At 72.8% G+C, this 20,978-nt stretch carries 14 protein-coding genes; 3 read left to right on the top strand and 11 right to left on the bottom strand.

Features of this window, described 5'->3' with window-relative positions; translation table 11 throughout:
• Window positions 1-135: 135 nt before the first annotated feature.
• The 3 genes from ACIRDX_RS11760 to purE form a co-directional block, all read right to left on the bottom strand.
• Window positions 136-858, bottom strand: coding sequence for a zf-TFIIB domain-containing protein (locus ACIRDX_RS11760; RefSeq protein ID WP_396625620.1), 723 nt, complete (start codon window positions 856-858; stop codon window positions 136-138).
• A gap of 350 nt (window positions 859-1,208) precedes the next feature.
• A complete protein-coding gene (locus ACIRDX_RS11755) occupies window positions 1,209-2,351 on the bottom strand; it encodes a 5-(carboxyamino)imidazole ribonucleotide synthase (protein ID WP_396625619.1) in 1,143 nt (380 codons plus the stop codon).
• Window positions 2,348-2,839, bottom strand: a complete 492-nt coding sequence (gene purE / locus ACIRDX_RS11750; protein ID WP_396625618.1) for a 5-(carboxyamino)imidazole ribonucleotide mutase — start codon at window positions 2,837-2,839, stop codon at window positions 2,348-2,350. The genes ACIRDX_RS11755 and purE overlap by 4 nt, the downstream gene beginning before the upstream one ends.
• Window positions 2,840-2,883: 44 nt before the next feature.
• On the opposite strand from purE, the gene ACIRDX_RS11745 reads away from it, so the two are divergent.
• Window positions 2,884-3,183, top strand: coding sequence for a DUF1330 domain-containing protein (locus ACIRDX_RS11745; RefSeq protein ID WP_396625617.1), 300 nt, complete (start codon window positions 2,884-2,886; stop codon window positions 3,181-3,183).
• Here ACIRDX_RS11745 and ACIRDX_RS11740 read toward each other — a convergent pair.
• The 8 genes from ACIRDX_RS11740 to ACIRDX_RS11705 are packed head-to-tail and all read right to left on the bottom strand — an operon-like array spanning window position 3,152 to window position 17,671.
• Window positions 3,152-4,003, bottom strand: a complete 852-nt coding sequence (locus ACIRDX_RS11740; RefSeq protein ID WP_396625616.1) for a hypothetical protein — start codon at window positions 4,001-4,003, stop codon at window positions 3,152-3,154. The genes ACIRDX_RS11745 and ACIRDX_RS11740 overlap by 32 nt on opposite strands.
• Window positions 4,003-5,670 (bottom strand): effector-associated domain EAD1-containing protein, encoded by a 1,668-nt coding sequence (locus ACIRDX_RS11735; protein WP_396625615.1) that lies wholly within the window; start codon window positions 5,668-5,670, stop codon window positions 4,003-4,005. The genes ACIRDX_RS11740 and ACIRDX_RS11735 overlap by 1 nt, the downstream gene beginning before the upstream one ends.
• Before the next feature lie 6 nt (window positions 5,671-5,676).
• Window positions 5,677-6,480: a caspase domain-containing protein gene (locus ACIRDX_RS11730; protein WP_396625614.1), complete on the bottom strand. Its 804-nt coding sequence runs from the start codon at window positions 6,478-6,480 to the stop codon at window positions 5,677-5,679.
• A 48-nt stretch (window positions 6,481-6,528) separates the two neighbouring features.
• A complete protein-coding gene (locus tag ACIRDX_RS11725) occupies window positions 6,529-7,590 on the bottom strand; it encodes a hypothetical protein (protein WP_396625613.1) in 1,062 nt (353 codons plus the stop codon).
• Between the two features lie 17 nt (window positions 7,591-7,607).
• Window positions 7,608-13,400: a hypothetical protein gene (locus ACIRDX_RS11720; RefSeq protein WP_396625612.1), complete on the bottom strand. Its 5,793-nt coding sequence runs from the start codon at window positions 13,398-13,400 to the stop codon at window positions 7,608-7,610.
• The gene (locus ACIRDX_RS11715) at window positions 13,400-15,739 is read right to left on the bottom strand and encodes a CHAT domain-containing protein (protein ID WP_396625611.1); all 2,340 of its coding nucleotides are present in this window, start codon (window positions 15,737-15,739) and stop codon (window positions 13,400-13,402) included. The genes ACIRDX_RS11720 and ACIRDX_RS11715 overlap by 1 nt, the downstream gene beginning before the upstream one ends.
• Entirely contained in the window at window positions 15,736-17,106 is a 1,371-nt protein-coding gene (locus ACIRDX_RS11710) for a hypothetical protein (protein ID WP_396625610.1), read from the bottom strand. Before ACIRDX_RS11710 ends, ACIRDX_RS11715 begins: the two co-directional genes overlap by 4 nt.
• Window positions 17,090-17,671, bottom strand: coding sequence for a hypothetical protein (locus tag ACIRDX_RS11705; RefSeq protein WP_396625609.1), 582 nt, complete (start codon window positions 17,669-17,671; stop codon window positions 17,090-17,092). Before ACIRDX_RS11705 ends, ACIRDX_RS11710 begins: the two co-directional genes overlap by 17 nt.
• 174 nt (window positions 17,672-17,845) lie before the next feature.
• On the opposite strand from ACIRDX_RS11705, the gene ACIRDX_RS11700 reads away from it, so the two are divergent.
• Together ACIRDX_RS11700 and ACIRDX_RS11695 are read left to right on the top strand one after the other, a co-directional pair.
• Window positions 17,846-19,804: a hypothetical protein gene (locus tag ACIRDX_RS11700; RefSeq protein ID WP_396625608.1), complete on the top strand. Its 1,959-nt coding sequence runs from the start codon at window positions 17,846-17,848 to the stop codon at window positions 19,802-19,804.
• A 140-nt stretch (window positions 19,805-19,944) separates the two neighbouring features.
• A partial coding sequence (locus ACIRDX_RS11695) for an NADH:flavin oxidoreductase (RefSeq protein WP_396625607.1) occupies window positions 19,945-20,978 on the top strand: 1,034 nt, incomplete at its 3' end.

Below are 20,978 nucleotides of genomic sequence, written 5' to 3'. Positions count from 1 at the left end.
GCCTCGATGTCGTTGGCCGAGCGCGTCAGCGCCTTGATGTCGATCATGTCAGTGCTCCGCGCGCCCCCGGTCCAGGCGGCACGCTTCCATTATCGGCCCCAGGGCTCCGCTGGCGGGGAACCCTGGCGCGCCGGCTCACCCGAGCAGGCGCACAACGGCGTCGACGATGGTGGAGGCCTCGTCGGCGCGGGCCAGGCGATCGACCCACGACCGCTCGCCGGGCAGCGTGGCCCACGTTCGCTCGGCGAGGGCTCGTTCGTGCACGAGCCGCATGGGGAGTGTGGGATCGACGGCGCCATCGCGCGTGTCGGCGCGGTGGAGGGCATCGAGTTCCCGGCGCAACTGTTGCGGGTCGACCATCGAGACCGGTGTTCCGCAGTGCGTGCAGGCAAGCCGTCCGGACAGGTCGACCGGGGCGCCGCAGTTGACGCAGTTGACCTGCTGGACGCGGGCCCGCACCTCCTCGATCTCCGGCGCCGTCAGCTCGCGCACCAGATCCTTCTCACGCAGGAAGTGATAGGCGGTGATGAACCGACCGTGTCCGGACGAACACCGCCGGTACGTGAAGCGCGTCGCGCGCTGCTGGTCCTGCACCTCGAGCAGCGTCTGGCGACACCGTGGACAGGCCGACCGCGGCTGGATGCCGCATTCCGGCCGCAGGGTGAGCCGGTCGAGCAGCGACAGCGTGGCGCCCGGACTGAGGCGCTGGCTCTCCCCGTGGTCGAACCAGAGGCCGCCGCAGTGGTCACACACGTCCACCTGCCCGACCTGCCCGTATCGCAGGTTCAGGCCGACCGTCTCCATCTGATGTCCACAGCCCGGACACATCGCCGTCGGCGCCATCGTCGACACACCCACGGATCTGATATCGGCAGAATCGGCTCAGGGCTCAGGGCTCAGGGCTCAGGGGGCTTGGGGCTTGGGGCTTGGGGCTTGGGGCTTGAGGGCTTGAGGGCTGGGGGCTGGGGGCTGGGAAGGTAGGGCCGGTTGTCCCAACCCGGCCCCACGGCAGCCGCTGCAGATCGGGGTTCGAGAGACGGGGAGCGGGTATCGGGTACCGGGTACCGGGTACCGGGGGCGAAGGGAAGCCCCACGCAGCGCTGGGTGCCGGGTACAGGCGTTATGCGGGCAGCCTGTAGCCTGTAGCCCGTCGCCTGGTGGCCTTCTGACTGCTCCCTGAGCCCTGAGCCCTGGGCCTTGAGCCTGCTCTATCTCGGGTCCAGCCGACGACGGGCCTCGCGGACCAGGGCCTCGGCCTCGTCCGGTGTCGCAGCGGTGGCAGTGAGGTGCCCCATCTTCCGGCCGGCCCGCGCCTCCGACTTGCCGTAGAGGTGGAGCTTCACGCCCGGCAGGGCGAGCGCAGCCGCCCACGCCGGCTCGCCGTGCGCCCACTCGTGGCCGAGCAGGTTGGCCATCGCCGCCGCCGGGGCATGGCTCGCGGTGCTGCCCAGGGGCAAGCCGCACACGGTGCGCACCTGCTGCTCGAACTGGCAGGTGACGTGTCCGTCGATCGTGAGGTGCCCCGAGTTGTGGGGACGCGGCGCGAGCTCGTTGACGATCACCTCGCCGTCGCGCGTCACGAACATCTCCACGCACAGCACGCCGACGACGTCGAGGGCCTCGCAGGCGGCGCGTGCCACCTTCACGGCCTGCGCCGCGGTGTCGGCGGGCACCCGCGCCGGCCACACCGAGACGTCGAGGATGTGGTCGCGATGCGCGTTCTCGATGGCGCCGTAGTCGACCATCGTTCCGTCGGCGGCGCGGGCGACCACCACCGACACCTCGCACGTGAAGTCGACCACGCCCTCGAGCACGGCGGGCTGCCAGCCGATGCGCGCCCACGCCGATGCCGCGTCGTCGGCCGTGGCGATGCGCACCTGGCCCTTGCCGTCGTAGCCGAAGCTGGCCGTCTTCAGGATTGCCGGCATGCCGACGCGCGCGAGCCCGGCCTGCAGGTCGGCGGCCTGCTGCACGATCGCGAAGGGCGCCACGGGCAGGCCCGCGCCCACCAGGAACTGCTTCTCGCGCACGCGATGCTGCGTCGTGTGCAGCACCGCCCCTGACGGACGCACGACCGTGCCGGCGCCGAGCGCCTCGACGGTGCGCGACGGCACGTTCTCGAACTCGAAGGTCACTGCCGCCACGTCGCGGGCAAAGGCCGCCACGGCCGCGAGGTCATCGTACGAGGCCGTGATCTCGTGGTCGGCCACCTGGCCGGTCGGGGAGTCCTGGTCCGGCGAGAACGTGTGGACGCGGTAGCCGAGGCGCCGCGCGGCGATGGCGAACATGCGGCCGAGCTGCCCGCTGCCCAGCACGCCGATGGTGGCACCGGGGAGAATCGGCGCGATCACGTGAGCGGCTCGCTGCGGACCATCCGGTCCTGCTCGTCGCGGAACGCCTGCAACTTCGCGCGGAGGTCGGGGCGGCGCACGGCCAGCATCGCCACCGCGAACAACCCGGCGTTCTTCGCGCCCGCCGTGCCGATCGCCATCGTCGCGACGGGCACGCCGCCGGGCATCTGCACGATCGAGAGCAGCGAGTCGAGGCCGTTGAGGGTGCGGCTCTGCACCGGGACGCCGATGACGGGCACCACCGTCTGCGCGGCCACCATGCCGGGCAGGTGCGCCGCGCCGCCGGCGCCCGCGATGATCACCTCGAGCCCCCGCGCCGCCGCCTCGAGCGCGTACTCGCGCATCAGCTCGGGGGTGCGGTGCGCCGACACCACGCGGGCCTCGAACGGCACGCCGAACTGGCCGAGCACGTCGGCCGCGTGCTGCATCGTGTCCCAGTCCGACTTGCTGCCCATGATGACGCCGACGAGCGGCGGAGTCTCGGTCATCGCTCAGGCAGTATAGTCAGGCCGCTCGCGAAAGGAGCCTGTCCGTGCCTGCCTACGTCATCGTCGAAGTCACCGTGACCAACCCCGAGCCCTATGCCGCCTACCGCGATCTCGCCGGGGCCAGCGTGGCGCGCCACGGCGGACGTTTCCTCGTGCGCGGCGGCGCGGTCACGCCCCTCGAGGCCGACTGGCACCCGCAGCGCTTCGTGGTGATCGAGTTCCCGTCGGTCGATGCCGCCAGGGCCTTCTACTTCTCGGACGACTACCAGGAGGCCCTGAAGGTGCGGCTGGCCAACTCGACGGGGCGGGCGTTCATCGTGGAGGGGTACGCACCGCCGGCGTGACCGGCGGCGCGGCCGGGGCCGACGCCTGGTCCGTGCCGGCCAGCGCCTGGCGCGCCACCGTCCGGAGCGAACCGGCCACGGCGGGCGCCGCGGCCAGGGCCCGGAGGCTCTCGGGCTCTCGCAGCGCCGTGTTGCCCGGCGCCGTCACCAGGCCCTTCAGCAGTCCCACCGGCACGCCGCGATGCTCGGCCTCGCGCACGAGCGTGGCGTGGCGCGGCGTCGCCTCGAACGCCTCGATCTTCCTCATGCAGTCGGGAAACTTCGCCGACGCCTTGCGGTAGAACTCCAGGTTGGCCACGAAGATGTCTGACGACCCGGTCGCCTCGGCCATCGCCGCCTGCGCCTCGAGGTTGCGGCCGAACGCCTCGCCATTGCCCTGCGCGAAGAGCGCCATCGTCCAGCGGATGCGATCCATCACGATGTCGGGCACACGCAGGGGCACGCTGTCGTCGCGCGACACGTCGAGGAACTCGGTGACGGTGGCCTGGTAGGGCACGGCCTCGAAGTACAGGCGCACGCGCTTGCCGGGCACGACCTTGAACGCGAAGAGGTCGCCGCCGCTCTCGCGGTCGTGCGGCTGCGCGGCGCTGCCGTCCTCGTACTCGGCGGTGACCCGCACCTGCCAGTCGGCGGGCGACGCCGGCGCGTGATCGGAGCCGACGACACGGCCGTACAGCACGGCGGAGGCCTGGGGCACGGGGGCGGAGACCGGCGGCGGCGCCGCCGCGTCGCGGCACCCGCCGAGCCCGAGCATCGCGATCACCGCCCACGCCAGGTGGCCGATCCCGCGTGCGGCGTGCGTTCTTCGTTCGGCGTTCATCACCCGACCTCCTTCCACGTCGTCAGCCTGAACGACGGTTCCGGCACCGCGCCAGGAGCCGCCGCGCCGGCGGTGCGAACGCACACCACGACCACGACGGGCGCCTGCACGTCCTCCGGGAACACCCACTTGCGCGCGAGGTGCCGTCGCGACTGGGCGATGGCCGCGGCCTCACGGCCTCCACGCATCGCCACGCTGGCGTCCTCGATCTCGATGGCGCCGATGGCCACCAGTTGCAGTTCACGGGCGCGCGGCCCCGACGACACGGGCCACGGCCCCACCGTCTCGAGCCGGAACAGGGCGCGCGCCGGCGGCCCGTCGGCAGCGCAGCCCGCGACGCCCTCCACATGGGCCCAGGTGTAGGGCACCGTGATCTCGCGCGTGGGGCGTGCTGCCGGCCTGCTCTCGACCGTGGGCGACGGCGCGGCCTCGGCACTGGCGTCGGCGCGGGCGTCGTCGACGGGGCGAAACCACAGGTAGGGCACGGCGGCGAGGGCGAGCGCCACCGCCCCGGCAGCGACGCCCGCGAGCGCCAGGCGGCGCCGACGCGACCGTGGCGCGGGCAGCGACTCCGGCGTGGGGGCACCACCCACCGCGACCTCGGGCTCGTGCTCGCTCGTCACGAACGGCGCGGCGGCCGGGATGGTCGAGGGCGGCAGCGCGCGCGCGATTGCATCGAACGGCACGCCCTGGTTGGCCAGGCCCTCGGCCGAGCCCCGATGCAACGCCACGAGCTCGAGTTGCGCCGTGAAGCACGGCGATCCCGACGAGCCCGGCTCGGTGTCGACGCGGTAGCGCAGGCGCGTCGGCTCGCGGCTGTCGTAGCGCCCCGACGCCAGCTTGAGCGTGTCGCCCTGCGGGTGCTGGATCACGAAGATCGTCTCGTCGGGCTCGAGCTCTCGCCAGGCGGGCGTGACCCAGCCGCGCGGCGGCGCCTGGGGGGTGCCGCCGGCGGGCAGCCGCCCGGCGGGCGTGGCGAGGCGCAGCAGCGCGAAGTCGAGATCACTGACGGGGCTGCTCGCGACCAGCCATGCGGGTGCCAGGCCGAAGGTCTCGCCCTCGCGCAGGCGGGATCCGTCGGGCGACAGCTTGAAGTCGAAGCGCGCGACGATCGGCGGCGCGTCGTGGCCGGCCAGCGCCTCGATCACGTGCCGGTTGGTCATCACCAGGTCCGGCCCGACGAGGAACCCCGTCCCGAGGGCCCGCCAGGCGGGCGCCTCGAGGCGGCACACGGCGAGCTCGGCCTGCCCGAGCCGCGCGCGCCACTGCGCGATGTCGGAGAACCCGGCGCGGAAGACGCGCTTCTCGAGGTCGGGCTCGTCCGGCATCGTCGGCGCCAGTTGCACGCGCTCGGCGAACGTGCGCAGGGCGGGGTCGAGCGGCCGCGCGTCGCGGGCCTCGAGCACCGCCCGCTCGAAGGCGAGCAGCTGCGGATTCCCGGGCACCTCGGCGCGCGCGCCGTTGACGAGCGCGTCGAGGCGTCCCTGGACCTCGGCCCAGGCGATCAGCCGGAAGATGACGTCGTCGAGCGCGCCCTCGCCGGCGATCACCGCGAGGTGCTCGTCGAGGTGGAACTGGACGAGGCGCTCGAGGGCCGTCGCGCGCGGGAACGCATGACGGAGCGCCGCGTGCAGCGCCTTCTTCTGCCGGCCGTCGAGCTCGTACACGTCGTCTCAGGTGAACAGCTTCCGTCGCTTGTTGGCGTTGCTGCCCTCGAGCTGCGGGTGCTGCGGATAGTCGCCGATCAGGCTCGTGAGTCGTGAATGGAGCCGATTGTACGTGAGGGTGCCCGGCGCCTCGCGGATGGCCCTGAGCGCGTAGAAGGTCATCGCGCCGTGGTAGGTGCCCTCGATGTTGGCGTCATAGGAGTACTCCTTGTCGGTGCAGCCGGAGAGCAGCACCTCCTTCATCGCCGCCTCGGGGTGGGCCTCGAGCCGCTTCGGCTTGGCCTTCCAGGGGTTCTGGAGCACCTTGCCGCCGCGGAGCGCCGGGCTCAGGAACCGCACGCGCCGGTCGTCGGGCGTGCGCAGGCCGGGGATGATCTCCGACACGGGCGCGCGGGTGGCGGTGCCCGAGAAGCAGTTGTCGAGCACCACGGTGAGCGACACGCCGTCCTTCACGTTGGCGAACAGTTGCCGCAGGTCGTCGTCGCAGATGTCGTTGTCGGCGATGTCGTACGGGCACAGGATCTCGTCGTACTTCTCCTCGTCGCCGTCGGTGTCGGCCTTGTAGGAGCCGTGCGACGAGTTGGTGAACACGAGCACATCGCCTGCCTTGGCGCCCTTGAGCAGGGCCTTGATGCCGTCGAGGATCGCCTTGCGCGTCGCCGCCTTGTCGACGATCACCTTGATGTCCTTGAAGCCGTACAGCCCCTTCAGCGTCGCCGCCCAGGCGTTGGCGTCGTTGACGCAGCCGTTGAGGTCGGAGCCGTCGTAGGGGTAGTCGTTGATGCCCACACAGAATGCGCGCTTGGCCATGGGTTCTCCTCTTGCACGTCAACGGCCGCCCGACGGGTCGGCCGGTCCTCAGTCCAGCGAGAGCAGCGCCTCCATCGACACGGGCGCGGCCTCGACGAATCGCTCGACGGGCACGGCGAGCGCCATGGCGTCTGCCAGCGACGGCGTCGTCCGCTCGAGCCCGAGTCCCTGGTTCCTGGCGTCTTCCCACGCCTTCTTCAGCTCGCTCGCCACGCGGCGCCTGTCGGCCTCGGTGAGGTCCTTCGACTGCAGGGCCTCGAGCAACGCCCGGCTCATGGACGCCTTCGCCATCGCCTCGTTGCCGTAGGCGAGCGCCGCCTGCGCCTCGCGGAACGGCGCGTCGATGGCGGTCAGCGCGCGCCAGTCGTCGCGCTCCTGCACCCGCTCGACGCGCAGCAGCATGTAGTCGACGCCGGTCACCGGCGCACCGCGCAGGTGCAGGCGCCCGTGCTGCACCGACAGGTCGCGTGCCTCGAGCCGCGTCGCGTCCTGCCTGACGATGGCCACGTAGCCGGCGTGGAGCGCCTTGGGCACCTGCGCGCCCGCATACGAGAGGTGCACGCCGAGGTGCTGCCGCCCGGACGCGGCGCCCAGCAGCACCTGCAGCGCCGACCCGAGGGCGCCCGTCGCCGCGATGGCTGTCGAGAGCGGGGGCACGGCGAGCGCCGCGCCCATGGTCTCCATCGCCTTCACGACCGCCTTCACGGCGCTGGTGCCCTCGAGGGCGAGCAGCCCGGCCGCGATCTCGACGACGCCGCCGTTGTAGGGCAGGAGCGGCGTGAGCAGGTGATCGAGCTGGATGACGTCGCCCAAGTGCGCCTGGTCGAGCCCCGGCAGCGACAGCGGCCCGGCCACGGTCGGGAACTCCACGTCGGCGTCGCCGAAGCGGAGGCGGACGAGCGCGTGCACGGCGGGGTGCCGGGTCGCGAACCACTCGCGATCGCGGGCCAGCCGCATCTCCGCCAGCCACAGGCGGAAGTAGTCGACCCCGGCACGGCAGGTCTGGCCGGTGTCGCCGGCCGGCAGCACGGCACTGGCCGGCACGTCGTGCACCACCAGCGACGGAGCCTCGTGCGCCCTCCAGCTGTCGAGGATGGTCAGCAGGCTCATGGGCTCAGTCCTTTCGTTCAGGCGACATAGACCACCACCTGCAGTGCCAGCTCGATCGCCGCGTCGCGCGGCAGCAGACGCTGCGCATGCTCGAACACCATCTGCCGCGCCCGCAGCACGAAGCCGAAGGTGTCGAATGGCATGCCCATCGCCAGGGAGGGCACGCGCCGTCCCAGCAACCGCACCATGTGCGCGCCGAGCTCGCCGTCGAGCGGCGGCAGCACCACCACGATGGGCACGCCCTGCTCGGCAAGCGCCGCGCCGAACAGCCGCGCGGTGGCGCAGGCCTCGCGGCCGGCGGGCGTCAGCTCGAGCGACGCACGGCGCGCCGGTTGCAGCAGCACGCACGACGCCTCGGGGAACACGTGCGCGAGCTGCGATGCGTCGAACAGCGTGCCGCGAGCCTCGTGGAGGCTCTCGAGCGATTCGCCCTGCGGTGCGTCGTGGCCCGACACCTCGACGAACAGCCCCTGCGGCGTCTCCACCGTCGAGGCCACCACGTGCACGACGCCGACGCCGGCGACCGGCTGGCCGCTGCGGATCTGCTCGGCGGTGGCCGGGGCCAGCGTCACGCGCTCGGCCCGGACCGAGGCCTCCCACGCGTATGTCGCCTGCCGCGCCTCCCCCGGCGAGTCGGCGACGAGCGCCACGCGCAACCGACCCTCTGCGGGGCGGAACCCCCGCGCACGCGACACGGGCACGTGTCGGACCACCGGCGGACCGAGGCGTGAGCCCTCGAGCGTGCCGGTCCAGAGCAGCGCCTCCCAACACGGCCACGCCGCGCGGCTCGGCAACAGCAGGTCGACCCGGTCCACGGCGGGGGTCACGCGGACCGCCGTCGACAACGCGGTGCCCATCGGCGGCTGGCGCAACGCGTCGAGACCCGCGTACGCGTCGGACCGCCGCATGCGCAGGTGCGCCGAGGTCGCCGTGTGTCCATCCTCGTCGCGCAGCGTCACTGTCGCGTCGAGCACCCCGGCGCGCCCGAAGGACGCCTCGCCACCGCCCAGCGCGATCGCCGCCTGCCAGGCGCGAACAGGCACCGGGCTCACCGACGCCACCGCATCGCCTGCATCGCCCGCGCGACGCCGGCGACGAATCAGGAGCCAGGAGGCCGCCGCCGCGCCCACGAGGACGGCCACGATCAGGCCAGGCCAGACCACCGTCGCGTCCGACGCGGCGGGCGCGAGGCGACCACCAGAGACGGTCGGCGCGGCCGGCGCCGTCCCCGACGCCGCCACTCCGCCGCCCGGCGGCGCAGACGCGGCCAGACTCGGCCCGTCGGACCCCACGGTGTCGACAGGACGCGTCGGGCTCTCGAGGGGCTCGCCGAGCGACGCGCCGGGATCGGCCATCGACGAGTTCCCCACCCGCGAGACACCCCAGAGGGCACCCAGCGCGAGCAGCGCGGCCAGCAGGACGACGCCGACGCCGATCCAGACCAACGCGCCCCCACGCGACCGAGGCGGGCCGGGGCTCGCCGAGGGCGCGGCCGATCCCACGGACGGCAGCGTCGGGAAGGCGCCAGTGCCGGGATCCACAGGTGCCGGAGCTGGCGCACTCTCCGACCAGCGAGGGCTCTCCAGCACGATTCGCCCCGTGCCGGGATCGGTCTGCGGGGGGCGCCCCTTCTGGAGCGCGAGCGCGGTCTCGGAGGTCGTGGTCGGCCCGAAGCCGTCCACGGGCCACGCCCGCAGTTCGAGCGGCACCTGGTCGGCGCGTGCGAACAACACCTCGGGACGCACGCCGCCGGCCACCCAGTGGTGGAGCGCGATGAGGCGGTGCAACCACGGCGTCCACTCGGCCGGGGCACGTTCCAGGCCGGTAGACGAGCGCACACTGAGCTCGGCCGCGAGCTGGGCGCCGGTGCCTCCCACAGACTCCGGGAGCGGCAGCGACGTCGCCGACACGATGGCGTCCCATGGCGGCAGCCCCGCCGTCTCCCACAGCGCGATCGCCTCGTGCGCGGCGCGGAGCCCCGACAGATCGACAGCCTCCCGCGGCACCCCGGCGCGGATGCGCGTCATCGCCAGCACTGCCTGCACCTGCCAGGTGCCGAACGCGTCGCCCGCATCCTCGAACCAGGTGAGCGCAAGCGCCAGCAGGCGCAGCGCCGGCGAGGGCAGCCGCAGTGCCAGCAGCTCGCCCTCATCGAGCGCGATCAGCGCCGCTCGCCTCACCCCGACGCGGCGAACCAGGTGTGTCGTGGGTCCCCCTGGCGAGACGCCGAGCGCGGCGCTGCGCACCCAGAGGCGCAGGGCATGCACGGGCAACGCAGGGTGCCGGCTCCACCAGTCCTCGGGCGAGGGTGGCGCGTTGGCCGCCATCTGCGTCGCCACGTCACCGCCGAGTTCGCTGCACTCCACCAGGTCGAGGGCCACGCACGCCCGGGCCCACTCGCCATCGGACGGACCGCCGACCGACAGCAGGGTTGGCCCCATCCGCGCGAGTTGCGCACGCTCCGCGGGCGTGAAGGCCCGGCGCGCACGCCACACCGCGTGGGCATCGCCACGCGTGGTCACCACCTCGTTGTCGAGCGCGATCTGCGCCGTCGACTCCGGATTGAACCCTCCGTCGGTGTCGATGAAGGCGCGAGCGCGCTCGCGGCCCTCGATGTCGAGGGAGCGCAGGCCCTCGGAGAGCTGTCGGCTCAACCGGCCATGCTCGCCGAGCCGCAGGCGCGTGACGGCCTCCACCCGCGCGACCTCGGCGGCGGTGGCCACCACGGTGTTCCTGGCACTCGTGGCCAGCGAGGTCAGCTCCGCGAGCAACCGCAGCCCCTCCGCAGGACGGGCATGGTCGATGAGGTCCATGGCCAACGCGACTGCGCGCGGCGGCACGAGCGCCTCGCCCATCGACCTCACCACGGCGACGTCGCTGGGGTCGACCTTCTCCTCGCCGAAGCGCCTGGCCACCGCGGCGCCACCGCTCGGCGCCGCAGGTGCGGACAGTTGTTCGAGCCGCAATTCCACGCGCTCGCGCGACGACACCCAGTGACCGGCCTCGGCAAGCCGGAGACGCAGCGCCTCGATGCGATTGAGCGCCGTCGCGCTGCGCACCGGCGGGAGCGTCGCGAACCGCACGAGCGTGTCCTCGACCGGCTCCAGGCCTACCAGGCCGCGCAGCGCCTCGAGCACGACCCACGAAGTTGCATCGAGGCCGACCGGCCACTGCAGGCACGGCGGCAGCTCGCGGTCCTCCGACGATGCGATCATGCCGAGCGCCTCGACGAACCGCCGGTGCGCGCTGTCGGCGTCCTGCCGCCGCGCTGCGAACCGCCCCAGGCAGGCCAGCACCAGCGCCCGCGAGGGCGCGTGCCCCAGGCCGGTCAGCGCGTTGGCCACGCGCTCCAGCATCGGCTCGGCGGGCACGAACGGATCGCCGCGGCGATCGAGGGCCTCGGCGCTGGCCATCAACGCGGCCACCACCGGCGCGAGATCCGCGGGGTTGGCCAACGCCTGTTCGTCCGTGGCGGTCACCACGTTGAACAACCGCATCGCCCACCGGTCCACGTCGCCCGTGCCGCCGGCCGCACTGCCGGCCGCCAGGCCGCCGGCGGCAATCCGCGCCCGTACCGTGGCACGCACCACGGGATCGGTGAGGTGCGCGGCGTGGTCCCACGCGCGGGGCCACAGGTCGACCTGGGCCGCCGCCCCCTGCGTGCGCAGGACGCACTCGCCATACGTGGTCACCCACGCGGCCCACACACCGGCATCGAGGGCCGGCGAGGCCAGGCCCTGCTCGTCGGCGAGCAGTCGCCCGAGCACGCGGGTGCCCCAGCCGGCGTGCGCGCCGGCGACGATGCGGCCATCGAGCACGCGCCACGTCGCGAGCATCGCGTCACGATTGCCGGGCAGCAGCTCGGTGACCGCCTGCACCACCGCCTCGTCGGGCACGTCGGCGACGCCCCCGTCCTCGAGGAGGGCCCGCAGCACCGGCAGCACGCGGGCCCGTGCGGCCGCCAGCTCCTCCTTCTGCGTGTCCTTGAAGTACTGCAACAGCCGCGTGCGGAGCTCGTGCTCGACGGCGTAGTAGCCGCCCGCCTGCCGATCGATCCACTCCTGCGAGCCGAGCTCGCGCAGCACCGCGTCGGCGACGTCGGGCCGCAGGTCGGCGCAGGCGCGCAGCGTCGCCTCGTCGAACCGGCCGAGCAGTGCGACGTGCGGCAGCAGCCGGCGCACGTCGATGTTGTGGATGCGGTCGAGGATGCGGATCCGCACGAAGTGGTCGACCACGTCGTCGAGGATGTCGGCGGGCGTCAGGGCCGGCTGGCGCGCCACCCACCCGGCGTAGACCGACAGGCTGAACGGGCTGTAGCGCGGCACCACCGTCTCGGAGGGCAGCCCGAGGGTGGCCGACGAGGCAGCCGCGCCGCTCCGCGTGAGGATCGGATCGACGAGCGCGGCCGGCACGCCGACGCGAGACAGGTAGGCGCCCGCTTCCTCTTCCGAGAACGCGAAGACGCGGTGCAGGGCGAGCCACGGCCGCGCCGGCAGGTCCGGGCTCACGCCGACGCCACCGGCATAGGTGCCGGCGAGCGCGCGTCGGCCGCACAGCACGACGCGGATCGACGGCAGCCGATCGTGCAGCCGCGTGAGGAGGTCGAAGGTGCGCTCCACGCTGTCGGGAAGGCGCCCGCCTGGGCCGAGCCGGGCCAGTTCCTCACAGGTGTCGAGCAGCAACACCACCCGGGCGCCGCGCGACTGCGACAGCTCGCCGCAGGCCCAGGCGAAGACCTGCAGCATGTCGTCGATCTCGTCGTCGGTGGTGCGCTCGCTCTCGGGCCGCTCGTGGAGCAACCCGATCTTGCGGAACAGCAGCTCGAATCCCTCGGACGCCCGCAGCGCCTCGTCCTTGAGCCGCAGCTCCTCGGCCAGGTGCGCGAACAGCAACCCGGGCCGCCGTGCCGGGTAGTCGGGATCGATGTGGTCGAAGTCGATGCGGGCCGTGACCGTCGGCGGCAGGTCGATGCCGGGCGGCAGGTGCTCGGCGGTGCCGGAGGTCAAGGCGCGCATCAACATGGTCTTGCCGACGCCGCCGCCCCCGAGGTAGTGCAGCGCCCAGTCGGAGTCGGGCCCGGTGAGCAGGGTGCGGTAGGCCTCGAACAAGGCGGGGCGCGGCAGGTAGTCGCGCAGCACCGCACGATCGGTCCTGGTACGGTCGAACAGCGCGAGCTGGCGCACGGCGCGCTGCTGCAGCGTGGTGGCGTCGCCCGGCGCCACCTCGGCGACGCGCTGCAGGGCCTCGATCCACAGCCACGCCTCGTCGGGCCGATTGGCCGCGAGCGCCTGCTGGAGCTCGGGCACGAAGGCGTCCTCGAGCATCCAGACCGGCTGCAGGGCCTGGACCGCCAGCGTCGCCCAGCGCCACGTGGTCGACGGCATGTGGTGGTCGCGCGGCTGCCCGAGGATGCGGGTGGCGAGGTCGACGGCGAGGGTACGCAGGCGCTCGCGACCATCCTCGGCCAGCAGACGCGTCAGCCATCGCTGACGCTCCTGCCGTGGCATCCAGAACAGTTCCTGCGGCGGCGTGAACCGGCCGGTCTCGTCGATGGTCAGCGGCGAGGTCTCGTGGTCGAGGAGCCCCTCGGCCCGCCACGCCTGCAGGCGGGCCGGCTCGTCGCCGGGCTGCCAGCCCGGGAACCCGCAGCGCTGTGCCAGCGCAGGCGACCAGGCGGGGACGAGGCAGAGCCAGCGCGCCACGTCGGGATCACCGACGTCGCGCGGCACGTCGGGGGCGCTGCTCGACAGCAGGCTCTCGAGCCGGTCGAGCGCCCCGGCCACGTCGGGCGTTGGCGAGGCCGACGACATCAGTGGTCCCCCAGCGTCCGGATGACGTCTTCGTCGGTGGCCGGCTGCACGATGCTGTAGTCCTGGAGGATCTTCAGGGCGTCGCCGAGCCGCTGCGCGGTCTCCCTGAAGTGTGATGGATAGCCTTCGCTCGTGGCCCGATGGATGTTCTGGTACAGCAGGTCCACCTGCCGCTCCGCCAGGCTGGGCACGGGCACCAGCGGCCGGGGTCGGTGCAGCAGCAGGTGCAGGTAGATCGAGCGATCGCTGATCGCCTCGCTGAGCGGACGCAGTTCCTCGCGGATCGCCCAGTTGGACACCGCATCGAGCGCGGTGCGGATCTGCTCGAACGGGCCAGCGTAGTTGGGGTCCTTGCGGAAGGTGAAGGCGACCGGGATGGGATCCTGCAACGTGCCGAGGCCGCCGGCCCGCAGCAGGTCGGTGACGAACCGGCCGGCCACGTCGGCGTACCGCTGGACCTCGTCGAGCAGGACCACCGCGAGGGGCGTGCCCGGGCCGCGGGGTCGCCCGCCGACGTGGGCGACGATCTCGTCGCGCACCCGCCACAGGTCCTGCTGGATCGCCAGACGCCACGCCTCGCTCTGGTCGAGCATCCAGGCCGTGGCAATCGCCGGATCGAGCGGCGCCGTCGTGTCGCCCTGCTGCCGCTGCACGAGCGCCAGGACCTGCGGCACCGCGGTGAGGGCGCCAAGTCCGTAGTTGAGGCGCGTCTGCAGCGCCGCCGCCAGCAACTCGCGCGCAATGGCCGGGACGTCGTTGGGCCGCTCCGGCGATCCGGACTTGCTGGCGTAGGCCCGCAGGATCGGTACGTGACCGGCGTGCACGGCAGCCACCGCCAGTTCCTCGAGCAACCGCGTCGCGCCGAGCTGCTTGTCGGCATCGAAGGCGCTCATCGAGATCGCCAGCAGCCGGCGCGCCGGCACCGAGGGGGCGGACGTGAGCTGGCGCCACTGGTCGAAGTACGTCAGGCGACCGCAGAACGCCGGGGGATCGGCCTGCCGACGGAACTGGCGGGCCGCCGCCTCGCGACGACGCGCGACGTCGAGCTCGGCGGCGTCCACCGACAAGTGCGCCGACGCCTCGACGAACACCACGGGCATCGCCCAGTCGATGGTGTCGAGTGGATCGAACCCGTGAACGAAGGCGCCGCGACGGCCCGCCGCGGCCGACCACGTCGGATTGCCTCGCAGCAGCGACTGATAGAACTGGCGTGTGAACAGGCGGCACGCCAGATCGGCCACCTTGCCGCCCATGCCGATGACCAGCGCCGGTCCGCCGTGCACCCCGTCGCCGCGCACCAGCTCGGCCCCGAGCGGCACCATGCCGGCCTGGGTCGGCAGCACGGCCGACCCGGTGCCGAACACCGGCGCCGCCGACAACTGCTCGATGGGGTCCGCACCGGGTGCGGGTGGCGTGGCGCTGTAGCACGCGTTGAGGACGACGACGGGCGGATACCGCACCTCGCCGGCCTCGTCGGTGGTGGCGAGCAACGCGAGCAGCTGTGGCGCCGTGTAGTCGACAAAGGGCAGCGCCGGGTCGGAGGCCAGCAGCCGCAACGCCCCGCGCCCTTCGATGAAGCCGCCGTGGCAGACGAAGTGCACCACCGAGGGCCGGAAACGCGCCATCTCGGCCTGGAGCGACTCCGCGGTGGCGTCGCGGAGCACGCGCGACTCGAGCGGCAGGTCGAGGGCCTGCAACCGCCGCAGCAGGCCGAGGTACTCCGCTCCCGCGCGAATCTCGACGTCGCCCTCGAGGGCGCCGACCACGAAGAGCACGCGCGGCGTGAAGGCCCGGGCTCCCGCCGGCGCCCCGGGCGCCTCCACCTGACGACTCAGGAGCACGAGCGGCCCCGGGCGCGCCGCCAGGAAGTGCTGTCCGTCGTGCATCAGCTCCCAGGGCAGGCGCATCAGCGCCCACGCGTCTGGCGCGCAGGCGATGCGCAGGTCGATGGGCGCGTCGCCGGCCGAGGCCAGCATTGCCGTCCACACGGCCTCGCCGAGCACCAGCTCGAAGGCGTACCGCCCGAACCGCCGCGCCATGCCATCGGCGGCCTGCCCACCGGCCATGTTGGCGTACCAGCGGCCGAGCGTGCGGGCATCGAGTGCGTGGAGCACGTCGGCGTCGGACGCACCGTCGGCGAGTGGCGCGTGGCAGGCCGGGAACGTGAGTAGGACGTCATCGTCCTCGAGCGGCAGGGCGCGGAGGATCCGGGTACTGCCGTCGAGCACCGTGCCGGCGGCGTCGCGCACGTCGCTCGTCCAGGTGGCCGGTCCCGGGGCGCCCGCATCGCCGGCGTCCTGCGCCTGCATGACCACGGTGAAGCGGACGGGCGCCGTCATGGCAGTGGCTCCGCATCCATCAGGTCGCGCGCCAGCGCGGCGCACTGCGCGTCGATCACGGCGGTCGACACCGCGCCGCGGCTGCGGGTGCCGCCCTCGCGCAGCGCCGGTAGCCAGGCGAGCAGGTCGGCGCCGAGGCGCTCGCCATCGAACGTCGCCGCCTGGCTGTTGGCGTCGGCATCGCGGCGGCGCAGCACGGCGGCGGCGACGGCCGCCCGCACCCACCATCGCTGCGGCCGTGGATCTGGCGTCGCCGGACGGGTGGCGATCTGTCGGCCCCGTGGCGTGAGGGCCGTGCGGCTCCACGCGGCGGGTACCCACGCGGCGAGGTCCACCCACGAGGTGCGACGCACGCGATGGGCGACCAGCCCCTCCACGACGAGCCGCCCCGCGGCGGTCATGGCCATCAACGACGCATCGGCATCCACCATCTGCTGCCAGTGCGCGATCTCGGCCTGCAGGTCGTCGAGTGGCGCGCCCACGCAATCGAGGGCGTGTGCCATGGCCAGGAGGCGCACGACCGGCGGCGGGTAGCTGTCGCGGCGCTGTGCGAGGCCGACGGGATCCTGCGCCTCGGCGGTCGACAGCGCCCACAGCGCCCACGGCCCATGCATGAGAGCCGCGTACACATCCGCGAACGTCTCGCCACTCCAGCGCGTCCACGCACCGGTGGCGTCGTCGTCGAGGCCACAACCCTCGACGATCCGCGCACGGTCCGCCGCTCCCAGCAGTTGCGCGTCGATGACGTGCCCGACCTCGTGGCCGAGGTGCACGAGCCACCACGGCGCCGTGGCGCACGAGGCCGGCACACGCACCACCGCGAAGGGCAACTGCTCGAGCGCAGAGCGCAGGAAGGGCGCGTCGACGTCGCGCCGCAACTCACCGGGCACGAGGCCCTGCGGGAAGACCTCCGGCGTCAGGACGGGCTCGACGAACGGCAGCGGCGGCGGGCCGGCGAGCCCGTCCCCATGCGGGCCGAGCGACGCGAACGGCTGACGGTAACAGCTCCACACGACCTCGTCGGCCGCGCGAAGCACCGGACCGAGCGTCGGGTCGTCGCGCTGGTCGAAGCGATCGCGCAGGAACGACCACAGGCGACGGAGCCAGGCCAGCCGCCTGTCGTGCACGCGGCAGGCCTCCGCGACATGCGCGCCGACGCCGCTCATCGCGGCGATGGGCCCATGCAGGCGCTCGAGCACGCCATCGACGAGGCCGTGCGTGGCCTCCAGCTGCGAGTGATGCTGCCCCGACGGGTCGGCCGCGACCCGGCGCTTGCGCCATGCGACGAGTTCGCCCTTGAGGCGTCGCCATTCCGCGTCGGTCTCCCATACGCCCGGCATCGCCAGGACCTCAGCCGAGGCGGGCACGGAGGGCAGCCGATCCCTCGCGGGCCAGGCGCGTGGGGGTGATGTTGCGCGCCTGCGCACCGGCCCGGGAGCTACGGCTTCGTGCTGAGCAAGCCAGCGTGGCCGCGGGCGCCACGCCCGACACCCCGCGACCGGTCGCCCCCGCTTCGATGGCCGGCTCGGCATCGGCGATGTCTCGGTGCGCCTCGAGGGCGCGCGCGGCCGCCCACGCCTCGCCCACAGGGATGGTCGCGTCGTCTGCACGGCTGACGCGGTCGTCACGCGCACCGGCCCCGAGCGGCTCCACCACGTACCCCTCGCCGATGGACGCACGCACGGCCGCCTCGGCGATGGCACGCGCCGTGGCGTCGCTGCGCTCGCTGGGCGCGGCGAACACGACCAGCGCGCGGCACGTCGCCTCGTAGGCCCCCGGCGACGCACCAGGGATCCCGGGAGACGCGACGGCCGAGCCGGTGCGCGGCCGGCGTCCCGTCGATCGAGTGGACGGGCGACGCCCAGACGCGGTCGGGCGAGTGGGACGCGAGGGCTTCTTCTTGGCCATGGTCGTGCTCGTGCGACGCCTCATGCGTGCGCCGGCCGGAGTGTCGGGTCATGAGCGACAACGCTCGGCGACGTACTAACGAACAGCAGGACATGCCATCGCCGCCCCGAGCCGGGCGTGCCGGTACGGATTGGCCGCATCCGCCGTTCATCCCGGTACGGCGGCAATCCGCAAGCCGGAGCTTTCAGGAGACGGGGCATGACCGGAACAGGTCGAGGGATCACGCTGGCGCTGCTGGGACTGGCCTGGGCCGGCCTGGCGGGTGTGGCCGCGACGCGGGGGCCGGAGGCCGGAACACGAGCGCAGCCGACAGGCGCGCCCCAGCCGCGCTACGACACCGACGAGGACTTCGGCTACGGCACGCGCCTCAGCGAGGTGGAACGCCGGGGCCGCGACACCTGGTACTTCTGGACGGGCGGCAACGAGAAGTTCTGGGTCCGCATGGCGGAGATCACCGACGGCAACGTCGATCTCCTCAACTACGTGGACTCGCGTCGCCACGGCCGGCGCTTCCGTGAGCTCGGCGCGGTCACCCAGCCGGGGTGCCAGGCGGCCACCGGCCCCGATGCGCATGGCCTGTGGCTCGACACCTGCGCGCCCGACGGCCTGCCGGCCGAGTTCGGGCGCCCAGCCGGCATCGTCGGCCTGCGGCGGTTCGACAACCCGAAGTTCGACCCTGCGAAGTGGAACGCCGATCAGTACCGCGCGCACCCGAAGGGGATCGAGCCGCCGTACCTGATCGGGATGGCGTGCGGCTTCTGCCATGTCGGCTTCAACCCGCTGCACCCGCCCGCCGACCCCGAGCGGCCGCGCTGGAGTGAACTGGCGGGCGCCATCGGCAACCAGTACTGGGAGGAGGGCCGGCTCTTCAACCTGAAGATGACGTCGAAGGACTTCCGCTGGCACCTCGGCAGCCGGCAGCCCCCGGGCACGTCCGACACGTCGCGCTTCGCCACCGACCACGTCCACAACCCGAGCAACATCAACGCGGTGTTCCACCTGGCGCATCGCCCCACGGTGATGGAGCGCATGCCCGACGGGACCGAACGGGCCGTGCACCACATCCTCAAGGACGGCGCCGACTCGGTGGGGGTCGCCGGGGCATCGCTGCGCGTGTACGTGAACATCGGCATGTGCGCCGACATCTGGCTGACGCGAATCGATGCCGTGGCCGGGCTCGTGCCGCAGCAGCCGTTCCGCATGGCCGAGGCGCGCGAGAAGTGCGCGGACTGGCGCGCCACCGAGGCACGCATGGAAGCCGCCGAGGCCTTCCTCCGGACGATCGGGCCGATGCCGCTGGCCGACGCCCCGGGCGGCGCACGCTACCTCGGAGAGCCGCAGGACGAAGTGACGCAGGGTGGCCGCGTGTTCGCGCGCGAGTGCGCGCAGTGCCACTCGAGCAAGCAGCCGCCCTCGCCGCTGTCGGACCCCGGCGCACGGAAGGCCTGGTTCGAGGAGGCCGTGCAGTCGCCCGACTTCCTCACCGACAACTTCCTCTCGGACGACCGCCGGTACTCCGTGCGCGAGCTCGGCACCAACGTGGCGCGCGCCATGGGCACCAACGCCCAGAAGGGCAACGTCTGGGAGGAGTTCTCGTCGGAGACCTACAAGCAGCTGCCCCCGGCCGGCACGATCACGGGCCTGCACAACCCGCAGAAGCCGTCCGAGCCGCTGAGCGTCACCGTGTCGAAGGGCGGCTACTACCGCACGCCGTCGCTGGTGTCGATGTGGGCCACGGCACCGTACCTCCACAACAACGCGCTCGGCACGTACGTGAAGGATCCGTCGGTTGCGGGCCGCATGGCCGCGTTCCACGACGCCGTCGAGAAGCTCCTCTGGCCCGAGAAGCGACTCGGCGTGCAGTCGATCATCGTGACCAGCACGCCGAGCGAGCTGGCCGTCACGGGGCGCGACAAGCCCGTGCAGATCCCCGCCGGGACGCCCATCGACCTGATTGCGCGCGTCGACCCCACCCGGCTGCCCGCCATCGTGCGCAACCGGATCGTGCTGAACCTGCTGTCTGACGAGTCGCTGTTCCGTGGCTTCCTCCGCAACAACGTCGCGCCCGACTTCGTGCTCGACCGCGGCCACTACTACGGCACGCAGCTCGGTGACGAGGACAAGCGCGCGCTCATCGCGTACCTGAAGCGGCTCTAGGCGCCACGCGCTGGGGGCTGGGGGCTGGGGGCTGGGCCGAGTGTCACCGTGGACCGGTCGGCAGTCGGCAGTTCGCCGAGGGGCGGAGGCCGAAGGCCACGCCCCCTTCAATTTCAAATGTCCGATTTCAAATTGCCACCATGGCCGACACGATCTTCCAGCCACTGACGTTCAGGAACCTCACGGTGAAGAACCGCGTGTTCCGCTCCAACGTCTCGGGGCGCTTCGACAACTACGACGGCTCGGGCAACCAGGCGCGCATCAACTGGGAGACGCAGTTCGCGCGAGGCGGCGTCGGCGCCATCGTCTCGTCGTTCGTGCCGGTGACGATCCGCGGTCGCATCGTGCCCAACTACGCGACCATCGATCGCGACGAACGGATCCCGTTCTGGCGCGCACTCGGCCGCGCCGTCCACGAGCACGACTGCCGGTTCATCCTGCAGCTCTCGCACGCCGGACGGCAGCGCGACATCCCGGGCATCGAGTTCGCCCAGGCCTGGAGTGCCACCGAGCGCGACGAGCCGCTGCACGGATTCCCGTGCGTCGCGATGACGCAGGCGCAGATCGCCGAGACGGTTTCGGCCTTCGCTGCAGGCGCGCGGCGCGCGCGTGAGGCTGGCCTCGACGGCGTGGAACTGCACGCCGCCAACGGCTACCTGTTCACCCAGTTCCTCAGCTCCGGCATCAACGACCGCACCGACGACTACGGCGGCCCGCTGCGCCAGCGCGCCCGTTTCCTGCTCGAGGTGGTGGCCGCGATTCGCGCCGAGGTCGGCGCCGACTTCCACCTGCAGGTCAAGATCAGCGCCGAGGATCACAACGACGCGCTCGACGATGACGAGAAGCCGGGCAACACGCTGGAGGAGAGCGTGCAGGTGTGCCGCTGGCTCGACGAGGCCGGCGTGGACGCCATCCACGTGTCGTCGGGCAGCTACTTCCCGCACCCGCGCAACCCGCCGGGCGACTTTCCGGTCGACGAACTGGTCAAGACCTACGACCAGTTGCTCTCGAGCGGCAGCCACGCGCTCCGCAACTACCTGCTCTTCCGCTTCGAGCCGACGCAGCGGTTGTTCGAGCAGCGCTGGGCCCGCGCGCGGGGCGATCGCATCGAGGGGATCAACCTGCCCGCCGCGAAGGCGATCAAGGCGGCGGTGGGCGTGCCGGTGCTGTGCAC

Origin of the sequence: Luteitalea sp. (assembly GCF_044337415.1) — a bacterium.
GTDB lineage: Bacteria > Acidobacteriota > Vicinamibacteria > Vicinamibacterales > Vicinamibacteraceae > Luteitalea.
Note: the sequence above shows the minus strand (reverse complement) of the source record. Positions and strands in the feature narration are given on the sequence as shown.